The following is a 15,100-nucleotide window of genomic DNA, read 5'->3' on the forward strand; positions in this document are numbered from 1 at the left end:
ATAAACTCCTTTATTTAACTAGGAACTTAATAATACCAATACTTACAGTATTTAATATTAATTGCAACCCCAATGATAGTGCTATTATAATTATAATATTTAGTATGTACCTCTTAATTAAAAACTGCATATTTCTTCTATTTTTCTTTTTAAATTCATAAACCATCTCTTTAAAATAGCTTAAACTAATTAATGTTAATATGATTGCACATGGAATAATAATCAAATTTTTAAATAATATTATCAAAATCATTTTTGCACTCTTAAATTTTAATGCCAATATAAAACTATTTATTGTATATCCAATTGACATTCCCTTTAATACAAAAATTACTAATACTGCTGGAATTGTTACTACAAATAGACTTAATAGAGCTATCGAGCCCATAAAGATTGTATCTGACTTTAAATTTTGTAGAACGGTATCTTTTACATTTATATTCAGATTATAATACTCTACAGCAGGATTTATATTGTTTAATATATTATCATTAGAACCTGGTAATATTTTATTTATATAGGACCCAATAACAATAGACATCATAAACAACAATCCTATAATAATTATTTGTCTATTTAATTCTCTAAAATCATTTTTTCTATATGTTTTTCTCAATTTTATTCCCCCTTGTCCTTTATAAAATAATATGCTGTAGGACAAGGGGTTATTCATTTTTATAAATATTAATTTTTAAACATATCTTTTACTAATAATAATCCAATAGAAGTTTTTGCATCTTCAACATCATTTTTTAATACCATATTATAGGCTTCTTCAAGTTCAACTTCGTAAACATCTAAAAATTCATCTGCATCTAGATTATTTTCTCCTGGAGTAAGACCTGTTGCCAAATATACAAACATTATCTCATTAGAAAAACCTGCTGAAGTGAAAAATTTATGTATTAGCTTAATATTTTTTGCACTATAACCAGTTTCTTCTTTTAGCTCCCTCTCAGCACATTCTTTAGGACTTTCATTTTTTTCTAGCTTACCAGCTGGAATTTCAAAAATTGGTTTTTCTATAGGTTTTCTAAATTGCTTCACTAATACAACTTTATTATCATCTGTAATTGCAACTATTCCTACTGCACCACCAACTTCTACTAATTCCCTCTTTTGATATCCTTGTCCTGGAATTTCAACAGTATCGACCTTTAAAGTAATTACCTTACCTGTATAAACTCTATCACTACTAATAGTTTTTTCTTCTAATACCATCTTAAACCTCCATTAAGTAATATGCTGCTGTACTTGCAGCTTTGAAAAATGCCTCATCTTGCTCATAATTTCTTCCCATACTTTTTACTTTTAGATTAAAATAGTCTAAATCCTCTTTCGTTTTATTATTATCTATATAAATTATATTATGCTTTTTATCTAAACCACTAGTTTTAACTTGTTCTTTTATAAATTTTAATTTTTCATCATCATATATAGTTATTGGTATATCTATATTTACATTTACAATTTCTTCAAATACAGTCATACTGTGATGTGAAATACCTTGATGCCTTTCTCGTTTGTCAGCAAAACTAATTCTTGGAATTGCTATTGCTTGTCCTCCAAGCTTTATTACAGCATCAAGAATTGGACCTTGTTCAATTCCTGTAAATCCATATTTAGTACCTGTACCAGCAATTCCTGGTCCCATACTTACAAATACTACATCGGCTTTTAATATTTCTTTTGCTGTAATCAATGCAGTGTATATATTTATACACTCATAGTCTCCCCCAAATGCATTTCCTATAGTTATTGTACTATCTATTAATTTTTTTTCTTTTAAAGTATCTACATTTTTACTTAAATAAATTGGAAGAGATGCTCCATCAGTCATTATATATACTAGTTTCTTATTAGGGTTATTTCTTTTAAATGAAGCTACAAATGGAGTTAACATACTATGAAGAGTTCCTACTACAACAGGAAGGCCTTCTAACTCTGTAAAATCATCAAATTTATCATGATAAATGCTTTCTTGTTCCTCAACAGCGTCTACCTTTATTTGAAGTGGTGTATATCTAAGTTTCATTATATGACCACCTTCAATTAAACTAGATTCCAAATTGTTTAAATTAGTTATTACAAAATGGTATCCACCAGTTCCTAGACTTAGTTCTACTGCTGTTGTATTTAAAACTACTTCATCCCCTATATCTACTACTCCAGACAGTTTTGGATAATTGTATGCTCTTTGTATTTCTCCATTTATATTTACTCTTATATCATCCAACGTTTCAGTTTGACTTACAATTGACTCAACAATCCCCACTCTTTTGCTTATCATAATGCTACCTTCCCAACTTATCTATAAAATTTAATAATTTATTTTTTTCTATTATTTTAGTCAATGAGTATTTTTCGGTAAATATATGCATAATAACTACAAATATTAACCATCCCAGTCTGATATTAAATGGATATCCAAAAGAAATTAGAATTCCAATAGACATTCCAAGAACATTTGAACCAGTATCTCCCATCATTGCTCTTGCCTTTAAATCATAATTAAAGTATGCAAGTACATTTGGAACTATAAGCAGTGGAAGAACTTGAACAAATCCTGTCAATGTTAAAAATACAATCACCATTATAAATAAATATGCTTTTATTGCTCTTCCTGGTCTTAAATCTAAAAGATTCATTAAATTGGTTGATAGAGCTATTATTAATGTATTTACTATTATATCTATTATGTCTTTTGATATAGACACAGAAACTATAAGTCCTACAAATCCACCAAACAACGCCTTAAAGCCTCCAGTTGTAAGACTTCCTTTAAATAAACTTTTAAAGTGACCTTTTAGACCACTTACATTTCTATTTCCAATAATATCGTCTAGTATTCCTGCAAAAAACATGGATATCATACCAAACATAAACATAAATATATATGCTAAATCTCTATATTCTGTAGTAAAAAATGCAAGTATTATTCCATTAATCACAAGCATAGGTAAAAATACAATTCCCATACTTACTGGTATCATATCTTTTTTGTAGTTTGGTCTAAGTATATTTCCATTTATCAATAAATTTTTAAATAGTGGTATTGCAGCATAGGTTCCAAATAATCCTGTTAATAATAAAATGGTATAAAGTATATAATCTTTCACTAAGATACTACCTCCATTCTTTCTTTTTTTGTCCTAAAACCTTTTTTATATGATAATACTGCTTGCCTCTATGAATAAATCCTTTTAAATTTCTGCCAGTTTCATTATGAGTCATGTTTACTAATACTTCTTTAATTTTAAAACCATACTTTAGTATATCAATCGTCATTCCAACTTCAACACCATATCCAAAAGGTATTTCATCAAATTTTTCTAAAACTTCTCTTTTAAATATTCTTTGACCTGACAGAGTTGCATCTAGTTCAACTCCTGTCATCTCAAAAACAGAATTTTTAGCTAAACCTTTTACAAATCCCAGACCTCCTTTTTTCTTTGCAGGAGGAAACTTTGCTATAGTAACATCAGCTTCACCATTTAATATTGGTACAATTAATTTTTCAATTTCTTTAGCTGAATTACCTAGATCTCCATCCAAAAATCCTATAATATTTGCGCTTTTCATTGATACTTTAAGCCCATAGTTTAAAGCATATCCTTTACCTCTGTTTTTATCTAACTTAAAAAATTTAATTTTTTCATTCTTTAATTCAGATACAACCTTAGCAGTATTATCTGTTGAACCATCATCTACAACTACTATTTCATTTATTTCTTTAATTCCAACTATACTTTCTAATGTATAGTTTATTCTACTTTCTTCATTATAAGCTGGTATTATTATACTTATATAAGAATCCATTTTTTCTCTCCTTAAAATTATTTCTATTTTATAGATGGCAACAATGAAGTTGCAGTATCTAATCTACCAAAATTACCAACTATATTACCTTGTTGTAAAAGCATAGCTAGAGATACACTTCCTACACCTTCATCAATATTATCTATAGTTGCAACTTTATTTTTAGAATATAATTCTACATAAGAAGTTTTAACTCCTGTATTTTGAACTTCTACTAAATATTTATTTTCTGATTTTATTTTTGAAACTACAAATTTTTCTATTTTGTCAAATTGTTTTGTATTATCTTTTGCATCATTTCCACCAGCTATTACAACAGATTCATATTTTAGATATGTGTCACCAATAGAGTTAAATTTTATTACATCTAGTTCTTGAAGATATGTCAAAATGTCACTTGCATCTTCCTTTTTCAAGGTATCAATTATATAATTAACTGCATCATTTGTATTTTTAATTTCTGTACCTAATTTACTTGAGATTTCTTTTAATTTTTCTGGATTTGTTATATTTTCTTTTAACACTATGTTAAATGCAACACTACCATTAGATTTGTTTATTATATCTTCTATATTTTTTGTATAATCATCATTTTCATTAGCTGATATTATTCCTATACTTTTTCCACTTAATGAACCAATTAAAACCTTGTCCACATTTTTATTTATAAAATTAATTGCTTCTTCATAATCTTTATTTACCTTTGCTAAATCTACATCAAGTTTATCATTTTTTTCTTTTAAAATATTAAATTTATCATCCAAGTCATTTATTATATTTGCTTGCTGCTCGCTTAATTGTTGATTATTATTTAAATTAAATCCTACTAACATGCCTATACCCAAAGCTATAAATATAGCCCCAATAGTGACTATATAATATTTCATATTAATATGCATATTTATCCTCCTAAAATTTACATCTGTAATAGTACCTTAAATTTCAATTGCATTAACTGTATAAATTGTTGAACTCCTGGTGACAATGATGCAACTACCAACACAGGAAATAATGCTGTTGCTATTAACGCCCATATGTACTTTATCTTTAGCTTACTTCTATATAACAAGTTAACTCCTTTAGCATCTATAAGCTTAGAACCTATCTTTAGTCTAACTAGAAAAGTACTTGCCATTCCCTTTCTTCCTTTTTCAAGGAAATCAATCATATTTGAATGTGTCCCCACTGCTACTATTAACTCTGCTTTATACTCATACGCAATAAGCATAGCTATATCTTCACTAGTTCCTGGTGCAGGAAATACAACTGCATCCAAACCTAGTTCTTGAACTCTCTTAAGACCTGGTGCTCTACCATCTGTATAAGCATGTACTACTATTTCACTAGCTTTTTTTAAAGCTTCATCGCTTACACTATCCATATCTCCCACAATTACATCTGGAGTATATCCAAACTCAATTAAAGCATCTGCGCCTCCATCAACACCAACTAGAACAGGTTTTACCTCTTCTATGTATGAAAGCATTGTACTTAAATCCTCTTTATAGTCCTGACCTCTTACAACTATTAATACATGCTTATTTGCATAATTAGTTTGTACTTTTGGAATTTCTACTTCACCAAGTATAAATCCTTTTTCTTTTTTAGCATAATCTATAGTATTGTCTATAAATCTATCTAATTCTACGGCTAAGTTTTCATAAGCAGCCTTTATTTGATACGAAACTTCATACTTATCTAAAACTTCACCTGCACCTAAAAACTCTCCTTCTCTATATATCTTTCCATCTATAACTTCTATAGTCTGTCCTTCTTTTAATTCTTCAAATAATTCTTCTCCAATATTATCAATTATCAAGATATTATTCTCAGTCAATATTCCTGGACCTTTATTAGGATATCTACCACTTATAGAAGGAACCGCATTTATGACAAGTTTTATTTTGGCTTCTACCAAAGAGTTTGCAGCAACTTCATCTATGTCTATATGATTTATAACTGCTATTTCCCCACTTTCAACTCTTTTAGCAAGCTTTTTAGTTTTTCGATCTACTTTTATAGGGGCCTCGACTCTCATTTTTAAACCTCCACTATCATTATTAAAATCACATTATATTATAGCATTACTTAAGAATAAAATAAATGTTTTAAGTTGGTCTTACATCTTTAATCATTATAACACTATATTTTATGATTTTTTTATTTAATACTTTTTGTAATATACTTTAAAAATTAATGTTTCGACTTGTTAAAGTATATTTTTATATTAAAAAACAAATCAACATTAATCTACAACTGACAAAGGTACATAATATGGCCATATTATAATAAAATTATATTAAATAAATAATAAAGAAAAAATAAAGCTTTTATTATATATTAAAACAGCAAAACGGTATAACCCTATTGGTTATACCGTTTTGCTGTTTGTAATGCATATTTATTGCCAATACCTTCATTAAAAGGTCTTACTTTTTCTGTCTATTTATTTAACCATACTATGTTCTAATCTTAATTTATCAGCAATCATTGCTATAAATTCTGAATTAGTTGGTTTTCCTTTAGTATTGTGTACCGTATATCCAAATAATTGATTTATTGTGTCAACTTTGCCTCTACTCCATGCAACTTCTATGGCATGTCTTATTGCTCTCTCAACTCTACTTGGTGTTGTATTGAATTTTTTAGCTATACTTGGATATAACTCTTTTGTTACTGCACCTAAAAGTTCAACATTATCAATGACCATTTTTATAGCTTCTCTTAGATATAAATACCCTTTTATATGAGCTGGTACTCCTATTTCGTGTATTATATTTGTGATTTCTGTTTCTATATTACCTACATTTTTAACGAAATCACTTCTTGTCATTTGAGTTTCTTGAACTGGTCTAGGCTTTGGCTCTACTTGAGTAACTCTATTAGAAACTAGTTCTCTAATTCTGTTTATAAACACAACAAAATCAAACGGCTTTACTATGTAGTAATCTGCCCCTAGATTTATTGCGCTTTGAGTTATCTTATCTTGACCTACTGCTGATAGTACTATTATTTTTGGCATTTTAGGTATATCCATAGTATTTAATTTTTCAATTACACCTAATCCATCCAGATGTGGCATTATTACGTCTAATATTAATAAATCTGGTTGTGTCTTTTTTACTAAATCTAATGCTTCAATCCCATCTTTAGCTATGCCTAATATATCGATATCATCCTCATTAGACAAATACTCTTTTAATACCTGACAAAAATCCTTATTGTCGTCTGCTAAAACTATTTTGATTTTTTCCACTAAAAATCCCCCCATTAAAAAACATCTTCTTATTACAGAAAACTAAACTTTTTACACAAATTGTTCCTAATTATCTACTCTAAAGCATATTCGACACTTCAAAATTATATTCCTCCTAGATAAGTGATAAAATAATAAATTTTTTTAATGCCTCACCTACAATTTTATCATTTCATCTATAAAAATACCATATCCTTTTTTCGGATTATCTCTAAAAACATGAGTTATTGCACCAATAATTTTATTATTTTGTATTATTGGAGCCCCACTCATCCCTTGTACAATCCCCCCTGTGTATTCCAATAACTTATCATCTACAACTTTTATTACCATATCTCTATAATTTCCTTTATCATATACTATACTTTCTATTTTTATATCATAGCTTGTTATATTTTTGTTTTTGTCTTCAAAAAGAATTATTGCATCCCCTATTTTTACATCTTGAGGTCTTCCAACTTCGATTAATTGTAATTCTTTATTTGCTAAATTAAATTCTTTATTTTGTTTTTCTGTAATATTACCACTTATACCTAATTTTGAGTTATTCGAAAAATTTCCCATCAGATTACTATCATTAAAATCACCTTTTATTCTGCCTACTTTTTCATTACTAGCTTTTAATATTTTTAGTTTTTCTGGTTTATATATATACCCTTGCTTAATCTTTAATAGTTCATTAGTGTCCGAATCTTTTATAGCATGACCAATTGCTTTAAATTTTTCCATATTAGGGTCATAAAAAGTCATAGTTCCAATTCCAGATATCTTATCTCTCACCCATAATCCAAGTTTATAATTACCATTTTCTTTTTTAGTTTCTATTGTCTCTGTTTTATATTTATTTTTTCTTTCAAAAGTCACTTCTACTTTACTTTTTTTAGCTTCATTTAAAATTTTTGATACATCCTGACTATCTTTTATTTTTTTATTATCTATTTTTACTATATTGTCGCCAATCTGTATGCCTCCAATATAATCTACATCCTCTTCCTCATATCCTAAAACCAATACACCATCTGTATTTGCTTTCACTCCAATTATATTTCCAAGTGGATATACATATTTTTTATCATGATTCTTAATTGTAAAAGTTTCTATTGGGGTCTCCTTATTCGTATTACAATTTTTATTTTGAAAAATTATAACCATCATAAAAATCGATACAGCTCCTAATATTATCCAAATATTTTTGAAATTCTTATTTATTTTGTTCATATATTCATCTACTCCTATGCTGTATTATTATGTATTTATAATTCCTTTTTCGTAAAAATTTATTCATTTAAAAACCTCGTTGTATATCTTACTAAGTGCTTTTTATCCTATAATATGGTAGTATTATATTGTGGTAAAAAGTTTGAAGGGCGGTAATATTTTGAAATTAAATGTAAGAATTGCAGATATAAATAATTGGCATGATTTAGTTAATTTGTCTGTAGATAAGAATCAATTAGATTATATAGAAAGCAATGCACTTTCTATTGCTGAGTCTAAGTTTATAACAGCTTGGATACCTGTTGGAATATATGATGACAATATACTGATAGGATTTGCTATGTACGGTCGCCTAGAAGATGACAGAGTTTGGCTTGATAGATTCATGATTGACTCAAAGTATCAAGGTAAAGGATATGGAAAAGCATCCTTAGATTTCCTTATAAATCATCTTAAAAATGAATATAATTGCAATGAGTTATACATTAGTATATTCGATAACAACAAAATGGCTATTGGACTTTACAAAAGCTTTGGATTTGAGTTTAATGGAGAACTTGACTATGGTGGAGAAAAGGTCATGGTATTAAAATCTAATTGATATTAATAAAAATATATATCTATCAAGGAGGTGAAATCATTATATAAATATATTTATATAATGATAAATAAAATGACTCAAAATGTAATTTTAAAATTTGTTGAAGAAAATGATTTAGAAAATCTTGAAAATGTAAAGATTTTATTCACTGAATACTCAAATTCATTGAATATAGATTTGTGTTTCCAGGACTTTAATAATGAATTAAAAACACTTCCAGGAAAGTATAAAAAACCTTCAGGCTCATTAATACTAGCATTTGTTGATGAAAATTTAGCAGGTTGTGTTGCATTAAAAAAACTTGAAAATGATGTATGTGAATTAAAAAGGTTATATGTAAGAGATAAATTTAGAGGACTTAAAATAGGAAAAATATTATTAGAAGAAATCGTAAAAGAAGCCAAAAAGATTGGATATACATATATGAGACTAGATACTCTTCCAAGCATGAAAAGCGCTCAAGGTTTATACGAAAAAATTGGTTTTTATGATATAAATCCTTATACTTATAATCCAATTGAAGGGGCTAGATATATGGAGCTAAAATTATAAATAAAAAAATAGAGTATAAATAAAATTATAGATGTTTTATTTATACTCTATTTTATTGATTAAATTATTTTAAATATATTTATTTCTCTAAATCTTCCAAACCAACACTTATATCTTCAGTTATATCTTTTATATATTCTATTCCATTATTGTATGTAAGCTTTGCTTTAATATAAATTATATCATTAATATCCTTTTTAGGAAAATTAGCCTCATAATTTACTTGCTCTCTATCTATATTATCATCTTTACTACCATTTGATAATTTAGCAGACTTAGCTTTATATACAGTATCACCTTTACCTTCATTTACAATAATATCTACATTTTCTAACTTTATATCATCATAAACTTTATTTTTTGATTTTTCACTTTCATGATTAAATAAATTGCTGTTTTCCAATATTTCAATAAAGTATTCCTTATTGTCCCTTATTCCATAATTAAATACAGGTGGTTCAGGCATATAATCAGACTTAGTCAATTTTTGAACATCTGAACTTTCAGATATTGTACCACTTGTAACTACTTTATAATCATATTCACTACCTGTAGTTATTTTTATTTCACAAGTATATGATAATTCCCCATGCTTTGTCATCTCAGTCTCATTCCATTTATCACTATCTGCTTTATACATAAAGATTACTTTTCCATCCTTGCCAAGTTTGCTCAATTGTGTATCTACATCAATTACACATTCGTCTTTTTCTAATTTTTTAACTTTTAAATCAATACTTTTTGTTATATAACTTTTTGACATTTCTTCATTAATTATATTGCTAATATCTGACTTAGTATTCATAATTTCTTGTGATAAATAATCTAATTTATCATTAGAAGTGTCAAGATTATTCTTGATACTATTAATAGTTAATAAAATATACCCTAATACTATAATAACTATGATTATAAAAATTAAGTGCATAGTATTTTTTTTATTCATTTAATACCCCCCCACTACTACTTTAATACATAATATTATACTCAAAAACTTAAATTTTTTACAGTTACAAGTCTATACAAGATTTATTTAAATTATAATTTTTATTTATTTTTGATATCCAGATAAAATATTTTAAAATATTTTCATCATAAAAAATAGATGTAAAGTATCTAGATTAAATATTCTCTACATCTATTTAAAATAAGCTCTTTCACTAACACTTTTTAGCCATTTCAATAATTTCGCTTGCATGTTCTATAGTTTTTTCTGTTATATTATTACCTGCTATAAGTCTTGCAATTTCATTTTTTCTTTGAGATTGATTTAATTTCTTAACATTTGTAAATGTTCTATTATTTGAAGTATCTTTTTCTATACAATAATGGGTATCTGCATTTGCAGCAATTTGAGGTAAATGAGTTATACATATTATTTGTTTTTTCTTTGCTATATCACTCAATTTCTCACCAACAATTTGTGCAGCTATGCCACTTATCCCTGTATCTATTTCATCAAATACTAAAGTATCTATATCATCTATATCAGCTAATATAGTCTTAAATGCCAACATAAATCTAGACATTTCACCACCTGATGCAACTTTATATATAGGTTTGATATCTTCTCCTAAATTAAAAGATATCATAAATTCAATATCATCTATTCCATTTAAAGTAAATGAACTTTCTTCAAAATTGACTTTGAACATTACATTTTTCATATTTAGACTCTTTAATTCATCAAGAAGTACTTCCTCTAATTGAATTGCCACTTTATTTCTTGCTTTAGTCAGTTTGCTAGCTTTTACTTTTAGCTCTTCTTCTATTTTTATTAATTGATTTTTTAATTGTTCAACTCTTTCATCTCTATTTAATATCTCATCTAGTCTATCTTTTGTCTTTTCATAATATTCAAATATAGCTTCTATACTATCTCCATATTTTCTTCTTAAGTTATTAATCTCATCAATTCTAAGTTCAATCTGTTCTAATTCATAAGGTTCAAAATCTATATTATCTTTGTAATTTCTTATATCACTAGATATATCTTGTAGTTCATACATTATTCTTTCTATAGTTTCACTATATTCACTTAAAACACTGTCATATTTAGATATATCATTAAGCTCTTTAGATGCAATACCTATCAAGTCAATAACATTATATTCACCATTATGTAATTTACTGTAACTTAAGTTTAAATTATTATATATCTTTTCACTATTTCTATAGACATCTCTTTGTTTTAATAAATCTTCATATTCATTTTTATTTAAATTTGCAGCCTCAATTTCATTTATTTGAAACCTTAATAAATCTATTTCTCGTTGAATCTGCATATCATCTTTATTTTCTGTTAAAGAGTTCAAAGCTCTCTTTACTTCGCTGTATTTGTAATAAATTTTTCTATAATCATCTTTAAACTTATCTAGTTCATTTTCTCCAAATAAGTCTAAAAATTTTAAGTGTGTATCCTTATTGAATAAAGCTTGATTTTGATGTTGACCATGTATATCTATAAGTGTAGATGCAATTTCCTTTAGAAAAGATACTTTAACAGTCCTTCCATTTACTCTAGCAGTACTTTTCCCATCTGAATATATCAATCTAGTTATAACCAATAAATTATCATCTTCTATACTTATATCATTTTCATCTAATATCTTTTTTAGATACACGTTATCTGAGAAAAATATAGCTTCAACAAGTCCCTTATCTGTACCTTTTCTTAGAAAAGACCTGTCATATTTCTCACCTAGACAAAGTCCAAGCGCATCTATTATTATAGATTTTCCTGAACCAGTTTCTCCCGTAAGTATATTTAAGTTTTTATCAATACCCAGCCTTAGTTCTTCAACTAAGGCACAATTTTTCATATATAATTCGAGGATCAAGTCTAAGCCCCCTTTTATTCTATTTATCTAAATTATGAGAAGCCTCAACGACTTCCACTATTTTTTTGTCATACATATCACTATCAAATTCATATCCTTCATTTCCATTCTTTAAATGAATTAGATATTCTATATTTCCTTCTGGACCCTTAATTGGAGAAAAATCTAATCCTAAAATTTCAAATCCATTTTGCACTGAAAAATCAGAAATCATTTTTATAACTTCTATATGTGTAGATTTTTCTCTAACTACACCTTTTTTACCTACCTTTTCTCTTCCTGCTTCAAATTGAGGTTTTATCAAGGCTACAATTTCTCCATTATTAATAACTAATTCTTTTGCTTTTGGAAGTACTAGTTTCAATGATATAAAAGATACATCAATTGATGCAAAATCTGCAAATTGCTTTGTATCTTCTATTGTTACATTCCTTATGTTTGTTCTTTCCATACACACAACTCTATCATCTTGTCTCAATTTCCACGCAAGCTGACCATAACCAACATCTATGGAAAATACTTTTATAGCTCCATTTTTTAGCATACAGTCTGTAAAACCACCCGTAGATGCTCCTATATCCATACATACTTTTCCATCAATAGTTAAGTCGAAGTTCTTCATTGCTTTTTCAAGCTTTAATCCACCCCTACTAACATATGGTATTGGGTTTCCTTTTACTTCTATAGCACAATCCTCTTTTACTTCTGTACCTGCCTTATCACATCTTTGATTATCAACAAAAACTAATCCAGCCATTATTGCTTTTTTAGCTCTTTCTCTACTTTCAAAATGCCCTTGCTCTACTAACAATAAATCTATTCTTTTCTTCATAAAATTACCTTTCTGTTAAAAGCTACTTTAATATTGACTAAAGTAGCTTGAAGTAACACACTCGATATTTATTCTAAGTGACAAATTTTAAATTTTATATTAAATCTAATCCATATTATTTATATTAACTCTCTTACTTTATCAGCAATGCACTTTGGCGATAATCCTACAAAATTATATAGTTCATCTGCATTGCCATGTTTTATAAACTCTTCTGGTATTGCTATATTAAGTATATTTACTTTATATCCATTATCTATAATAAATTTACTTATTCTACTTCCAAATCCGCCAGTAATAACATTATCTTCTACTGTAACTACATTTTTATGATTCTTAAATAAAGTATGCAACATATCTTCATCCATAGGCTTTAAAAATCTAGCATTAACTATTGTTGGATTTATACCTTCTTCTAACAATATTTCTTTAGCTTCTAGAGCATGTTTCACCATATTCCCAATAGAAAGTATGACTGTATCTTGTCCATCATCTAATATCTCATATTTTCCTAACTTAATTTCTTTGTATTCTCCTTTATTTAGGTAATAACTATTTCCTCTTGGATATCTAATTGCCAATGGAGAATCCAATTTTAATGATAAATCCATCATAAGTTCCATTTCTCTTGTATCTTTTGGAGCCATCACTACAATATTTGGAATAGAATTTAAGTAACTTAAATCAAACATACCATGATGAGTTTCACCATCATTTCCAACTAGACCAGCTCTATCTATAAGAAAAGTAACTGGTTTTTTTGTTATACATACATCATGAATAACTTGGTCATATGCTCTTTGTAAAAATGATGAATATACAGCAAAATAAGGCTTCATACCATTTTTTGCAAGACCTGCCGCAAACCCTGTTGCATGTTGTTCAGCTATACCAACATCATAATATCTTTTTGGGTAAGCACTTTCAAATAAGTTTAATCCTGTTCCAGATGGCATTGCAGCTGTTATAGCTACTATTTCTTCGTTTTTGCTAGCCATCTCAACCAATTTTTCACCAACACTAACCGACATAGACTTAACTTTAGAAGATGTTACACCTGTCTTTATATCAAACTTTGATACTCCATGATATTTATCAGGTTGTTCCTCTGCAAATTTATATCCTTTTCCTTTTTTTGTAATAACATGTAAAAGCACAGGGCCTTTTTTATGTTTAGCTTTTCTAAGTGTTTCTATTAATTCTTTAGTATTATGACCATCTATAGGACCATAATATTTTATACCTAATGAATCAAAAAATGAACAATCTTGAGGAGAAAAACTATATATTAATTTGTCCTTAAATCTATGTGCAGTCTTAGATAAAATTTCACCTGTTGATGTAACATTTAAAATCTTATCAACTTCATCTGTCATTTTAACAACTGTTGAATTTCTTATAATACTTGATAGATATTTAGACATTCCGCCAACATTTTTATCTATAGACATCTCATTATCATTAAGAATTACTATCATATTAGTATTTATATATCCCAATTGATTTAAAGCTTCAAGTGCCATACCTCCAGTTATAGAACCATCTCCAATTACAGATATAACACTATAGCTTTCTTTTTTTATATCTCTAGCACAGGCAATACCTGTTGCCACAGAAATAGATGTACTGCTATGTCCTGTGTCGAAAATATCATGAGGACTTTCACTCTCCTTTGGAAAACCACTTAGTCCGTTGAATTGTCTTAAAGATACAAAACAATCTTTTCTTCCAGTAACCATTTTGTGAACATAAGACTGATGTCCTACATCCCATACAAATTTATCTTTAGGGCTGTCAAACACTTTATGAAGTGCTAATGTTAACTCAACTACACCTAAGTTAGAAGCTAAGTGTCCTCCTGTCTTGGAAACAGATTTTACTAAAAACTTTCTTATATCCTTTGCAAGTAAATCCATTTCTTCTATGCTCATATTTTTTATATCTTTTGGAGAATTTACTTTATCTAAATATTTATACATATT

The 15,100-nt window shown here is 27.5% G+C and carries 15 protein-coding genes; 2 read left to right on the top strand and 13 right to left on the bottom strand.

Annotation, left to right across the window (positions count from 1 at the left end; all coding sequences use genetic code 11):
* Positions 1-10 precede the first annotated feature (10 nt).
* The 9 genes from JJC01_14630 to JJC01_14670 all read right to left on the bottom strand — a co-directional run bounded on the left by JJC01_14630 (position 11) and on the right by JJC01_14670 (position 8,293).
* Positions 11-616 (bottom strand): stage II sporulation protein M, encoded by a 606-nt coding sequence (locus JJC01_14630; protein ID UDN57401.1) that lies wholly within the window; start codon positions 614-616, stop codon positions 11-13.
* A 68-nt stretch (positions 617-684) separates the two neighbouring features.
* Entirely contained in the window at positions 685-1,221 is a 537-nt protein-coding gene (locus tag JJC01_14635; GenBank protein ID UDN57402.1) for an NUDIX hydrolase, read from the bottom strand.
* A 1-nt stretch (position 1,222) separates the two neighbouring features.
* The gene (locus JJC01_14640) at positions 1,223-2,290 is read right to left on the bottom strand and encodes a DUF3866 family protein (protein UDN57403.1); all 1,068 of its coding nucleotides are present in this window, start codon (positions 2,288-2,290) and stop codon (positions 1,223-1,225) included.
* Positions 2,291-2,294: 4 nt separating this feature from the next.
* A complete protein-coding gene (locus tag JJC01_14645) occupies positions 2,295-3,119 on the bottom strand; it encodes a glycosyl transferase (GenBank protein ID UDN57404.1) in 825 nt (274 codons plus the stop codon).
* 7 nt (positions 3,120-3,126) lie between these two features.
* Complete coding sequence (locus JJC01_14650; protein UDN57405.1) at positions 3,127-3,819, bottom strand: glycosyltransferase family 2 protein; 693 nt, start codon at positions 3,817-3,819, stop codon at positions 3,127-3,129.
* A gap of 23 nt (positions 3,820-3,842) precedes the next feature.
* Entirely contained in the window at positions 3,843-4,718 is an 876-nt protein-coding gene (locus tag JJC01_14655) for a copper transporter (GenBank protein UDN57406.1), read from the bottom strand.
* 17 nt (positions 4,719-4,735) lie between these two features.
* Entirely contained in the window at positions 4,736-5,857 is a 1,122-nt protein-coding gene (locus tag JJC01_14660; GenBank protein UDN57407.1) for a hypothetical protein, read from the bottom strand.
* Between the two features lie 408 nt (positions 5,858-6,265).
* Complete coding sequence (gene spo0A / locus JJC01_14665) at positions 6,266-7,090, bottom strand: sporulation transcription factor Spo0A (GenBank protein ID UDN57408.1); 825 nt, start codon at positions 7,088-7,090, stop codon at positions 6,266-6,268.
* 141 nt (positions 7,091-7,231) lie between these two features.
* A complete protein-coding gene (locus JJC01_14670; GenBank protein ID UDN57409.1) occupies positions 7,232-8,293 on the bottom strand; it encodes a PDZ domain-containing protein in 1,062 nt (353 codons plus the stop codon).
* A 160-nt stretch (positions 8,294-8,453) separates the two neighbouring features.
* Here JJC01_14670 and JJC01_14675 point away from each other — a divergent pair, with 160 nt between their 5' ends.
* Together JJC01_14675 and JJC01_14680 are read left to right on the top strand one after the other, a co-directional pair.
* A complete protein-coding gene (locus tag JJC01_14675; protein UDN57410.1) occupies positions 8,454-8,894 on the top strand; it encodes a GNAT family N-acetyltransferase in 441 nt (146 codons plus the stop codon).
* Positions 8,895-8,954: 60 nt separating this feature from the next.
* Positions 8,955-9,446: a GNAT family N-acetyltransferase gene (locus JJC01_14680; GenBank protein ID UDN57411.1), complete on the top strand. Its 492-nt coding sequence runs from the start codon at positions 8,955-8,957 to the stop codon at positions 9,444-9,446.
* Positions 9,447-9,525: 79 nt separating this feature from the next.
* On the opposite strand, the gene JJC01_14685 is transcribed toward JJC01_14680, so the two are convergent.
* The 4 genes from JJC01_14685 to JJC01_14700 form a co-directional block, all read right to left on the bottom strand.
* On the bottom strand, positions 9,526-10,392 hold the full coding sequence (locus JJC01_14685) for a hypothetical protein (protein UDN57412.1): 867 nt from the start codon (positions 10,390-10,392) through the stop codon (positions 9,526-9,528).
* A gap of 214 nt (positions 10,393-10,606) precedes the next feature.
* Positions 10,607-12,286 (bottom strand): DNA repair protein RecN, encoded by a 1,680-nt coding sequence (gene recN / locus JJC01_14690; GenBank protein UDN57413.1) that lies wholly within the window; start codon positions 12,284-12,286, stop codon positions 10,607-10,609.
* A 19-nt stretch (positions 12,287-12,305) separates the two neighbouring features.
* Positions 12,306-13,118: a TlyA family RNA methyltransferase gene (locus tag JJC01_14695; GenBank protein UDN57414.1), complete on the bottom strand. Its 813-nt coding sequence runs from the start codon at positions 13,116-13,118 to the stop codon at positions 12,306-12,308.
* Between the two features lie 119 nt (positions 13,119-13,237).
* The gene (locus tag JJC01_14700; GenBank protein UDN57415.1) at positions 13,238-15,097 is read right to left on the bottom strand and encodes a 1-deoxy-D-xylulose-5-phosphate synthase; all 1,860 of its coding nucleotides are present in this window, start codon (positions 15,095-15,097) and stop codon (positions 13,238-13,240) included.
* Between the last annotated feature and the right edge of the window lie 3 nt (positions 15,098-15,100).

Origin of the sequence: Clostridioides sp. ES-S-0010-02 (assembly GCA_020641055.1) — a bacterium.
In the GTDB taxonomy this organism is placed as follows: Bacteria; Bacillota; Clostridia; order Peptostreptococcales; family Peptostreptococcaceae; genus Clostridioides.

Excerpts from the sequence above, each read along its gene's own strand:
- JJC01_14685 (UDN57412.1), bottom strand. The coding sequence starts at position 10,392 with ATGAATAAAAAAAATACTATGCACTTAATTTTTATAATCATAGTTATT.
- JJC01_14700 (UDN57415.1), bottom strand. The coding sequence starts at position 15,097 with ATGTATAAATATTTAGATAAAGTAAATTCTCCAAAAGATATAAAAAAT.
- JJC01_14650 (UDN57405.1), bottom strand. The coding sequence starts at position 3,819 with ATGGATTCTTATATAAGTATAATAATACCAGCTTATAATGAAGAAAGT.
- JJC01_14670 (UDN57409.1), bottom strand. The coding sequence starts at position 8,293 with ATGAACAAAATAAATAAGAATTTCAAAAATATTTGGATAATATTAGGA.
- JJC01_14640 (UDN57403.1), bottom strand. The coding sequence starts at position 2,290 with ATGATAAGCAAAAGAGTGGGGATTGTTGAGTCAATTGTAAGTCAAACT.
- JJC01_14635 (UDN57402.1), bottom strand. The coding sequence starts at position 1,221 with ATGGTATTAGAAGAAAAAACTATTAGTAGTGATAGAGTTTATACAGGT.
- JJC01_14680 (UDN57411.1), top strand. The coding sequence starts at position 8,955 with ATGATAAATAAAATGACTCAAAATGTAATTTTAAAATTTGTTGAAGAA.
- JJC01_14695 (UDN57414.1), bottom strand. The coding sequence starts at position 13,118 with ATGAAGAAAAGAATAGATTTATTGTTAGTAGAGCAAGGGCATTTTGAA.
- JJC01_14660 (UDN57407.1), bottom strand. The coding sequence starts at position 5,857 with ATGAGAGTCGAGGCCCCTATAAAAGTAGATCGAAAAACTAAAAAGCTT.
- spo0A (UDN57408.1), bottom strand. The coding sequence starts at position 7,090 with ATGGGGGGATTTTTAGTGGAAAAAATCAAAATAGTTTTAGCAGACGAC.
- JJC01_14655 (UDN57406.1), bottom strand. The coding sequence starts at position 4,718 with ATGCATATTAATATGAAATATTATATAGTCACTATTGGGGCTATATTT.